This is a genomic window from Cedecea sp. (assembly GCF_036500665.1).
In the GTDB taxonomy this organism is placed as follows: Bacteria; Pseudomonadota; Gammaproteobacteria; order Enterobacterales; family Enterobacteriaceae; genus Cedecea.
Genome location: NZ_DASYBS010000048.1, coordinates 1 through 1,829 on the forward strand (window position 1 = coordinate 1; position 1,829 = coordinate 1,829).

The 1,829-nt window shown below is 55.7% G+C and carries 3 protein-coding genes; 2 read left to right on the top strand and 1 reads right to left on the bottom strand.

The window, feature by feature from the left end:
* Both VGM55_RS07605 and VGM55_RS07610 read left to right on the top strand, forming a co-directional pair.
* On the top strand, positions 1–573 hold a 573-nt coding region (locus tag VGM55_RS07605; RefSeq protein WP_331635136.1), incomplete at its 5' end, for an iron chelate uptake ABC transporter family permease subunit.
* The gene (locus tag VGM55_RS07610; RefSeq protein WP_331635137.1) at positions 573–1,433 is read left to right on the top strand and encodes a metal ABC transporter permease; all 861 of its coding nucleotides are present in this window, start codon (positions 573–575) and stop codon (positions 1,431–1,433) included. The genes VGM55_RS07605 and VGM55_RS07610, both read left to right, overlap by 1 nt.
* A gap of 37 nt (positions 1,434–1,470) precedes the next feature.
* Here VGM55_RS07610 and VGM55_RS07615 read toward each other — a convergent pair.
* Positions 1,471–1,829: GNAT family N-acetyltransferase (locus VGM55_RS07615; RefSeq protein ID WP_331635139.1), on the bottom strand; the 359-nt coding region annotated here is incomplete at its 5' end.

Below are 1,829 nucleotides of genomic sequence, written 5' to 3' on the forward strand. Positions count from 1 at the left end.
TTTATCTTTTCCACCTTCTTCGCCGTCGGCCTGCTGATCGTTTCGCTCAACCCCACCTCGGTTAACGTGCAGTCGATTATCTTCGGCAATATTCTCGGCATCGCCGATGAAGACGTGTTGCAGGTCGAGATTATCATCGGCGTATCACTGCTGATCCTGTGCCTGGTGTGGAAAGACCTGCTGGCGGTGTTCTTTGACGAAAACCACGCAGTGTCGATCGGCCTGTCGCCGCTGCGCTTGAAGATCCTGTTCTTCACCCTGCTCAGCGCCTGCACCGTGGCGGCATTACAAACCGTCGGCGCAATTTTGGTGATCGCCATGGTCATCACGCCAGGCGCAACCGCCTATCTGCTGACCGACCGCTTCAGTCGCTTGGTGATCATCGCCATCGCGATCGGCGCATTGACCAGCAGCTTTGGGGCTTACCTGAGCTTCTTCCTCGACGGCGCGACCGGTGGAGTGATCGTGACCCTGCAGACGCTGGTGTTCCTGGCCGCCTTTTTCTTCGCCCCCAAGCACGGCCTGCTGGCATCCAAACGCCGCGTAGCACGTGAACAGACCGGAGGCCACTGATGGAAACTCTGTATCAACTACTCAGCGAGCCGTTCGCCTATCCGTTTATGCAGCGGGCGATCCTGGCCGCTATCGTGACCGGTGTCGTCTGTGCCGTTTTGTCCTGCTATTTGGTGCTTAAAGGCTGGTCCCTGATGGGCGATGCCATTTCGCATGCGGTGCTGCCCGGCATCGTGCTGGCATTTGTGCTCGGCATCCCGGTAGTGATCGGCGCATTTTTCTCCGGTATTTTCTGCGCGGTCGCCACCGGTTACCTGAAAGAAAACAGCCGGGTGAAAGAGGATACGGTGATGGGCATCGTGTTCTCGGGCATGTTCGCCTTTGGGCTGGTGTTGTTTTCACGCGTCGATACCGATCAGCATCTGAGCCACATTCTGTTCGGCAATATGCTGGGTATTACCGATGCCGAACTGAAACAGACGTTGCTGATGGCAGGTATCACCCTGTTAGTGGTGTTGCTCAAACGCAAGGATCTGATGCTTTACTGTTTCGACCCCAACCATGCCAGAGTGATCGGCCTGCCGGTCAAGCTGTTGCACTACGGGTTACTGTGCCTGTTGGCGCTGACCATTGTCGCTTCGCTGCAGGCCGTGGGGGTGATTCTGGTGATTGCGATGTTAATCGCTCCTGGGATTATTGCCTTTATGCTGTGCCGCAGCTTCGATCGCATGTTAATGGTTGCTACGGTGGTGTCGGTATTCTCCTGCGTGCTCGGCACCTTGATCAGTTTCCACATCGACGGTGCCACCGGCCCCTGCATTGTGATCGTCCAGGCGATTCTGTTTGTGGTCGCCCTGCTCTACAGCAAGTTCAAACCGTTACAACGTCACGAAGAAAGCCTTATCAACGTCAAACCTTGAAACAGGCGGCGGTGCCCAATAGCACCGCCGCCTGATGTTACTGCTGCTGGTAGATATCCGGCCGGACAATATGCCAGACAAAATCCTCACGATTCACCGCTTCATAACCCACTTTCTGGTACAGCCACGGCGCAGTCCCGGTCACCAGCATAATTCGTCGTAGCCGTTGCAGCACAGGATGTTCCAACGTGCAATCCATCAGCCAACGCGCTAACCCCTGCCCCTGATAATCCGGAGAGACAAACACATCGCACAGATAACCGAAAGTGGCGTAATCCGTCACCAGACGGGCAAAACCAATCTGTTGCTGCTGATGGTACAAACCGAAACACAGGCTGTTGTCGATTGACAGTTGCACCGTCTGCACCGAGATACCACTCGCCCACGTTGAAGTGG

Coding starts and splice junctions, on each gene's coding strand:
- VGM55_RS07610 (WP_331635137.1), top strand. CDS start 573: ATGGAAACTCTGTATCAACTACTCAGCGAGCCGTTCGCCTATCCGTTT.